At 68.5% G+C, this 279-nt stretch carries 1 protein-coding gene; it reads left to right on the top strand.

Annotated features, from left to right (window positions below; translation table 11 throughout):
* The coding region (locus tag I0Q12_RS22920) for a hypothetical protein (protein ID WP_231611264.1) at positions 1-203 on the top strand (203 nt) is incomplete at its 5' end.
* Positions 204-279 lie beyond the last annotated feature (76 nt).

The following is a 279-nucleotide window of genomic DNA, read 5'->3' as shown; positions in this document are numbered from 1 at the left end:
CTTCCCGAGGCGGGTCCGCTGTGAACGCGGAGATCGAGCGGATCGTCGCCGCGTACCGCCGAGCGACCGGTCGTCGGCTCGGCGACCTCGAGGAGGTCCGCAGACCACGGCAGCTGCCGGCGCAACCGCCTCGGTCCCGAGAGGTGGAGCCGGAGCCGGAGAGCGAGGACCCGTACTACCGGCCCAAGAGTTGGCTGATCTGAGTCACCGGATCGGATTCGATCAGCGACGGATCCGCGATCACTTCGGACCCCGGAATCTCCGCTTCCGGATCCGAGA

Source organism: Rhodococcus sp. CX (assembly GCF_015865005.1).
Taxonomy (GTDB): domain Bacteria; phylum Actinomycetota; class Actinomycetes; order Mycobacteriales; family Mycobacteriaceae; genus Rhodococcus.
The sequence above is the reverse complement of the archived record's forward strand: the minus strand, read 5'-3'. Positions and strand labels throughout refer to the sequence as shown.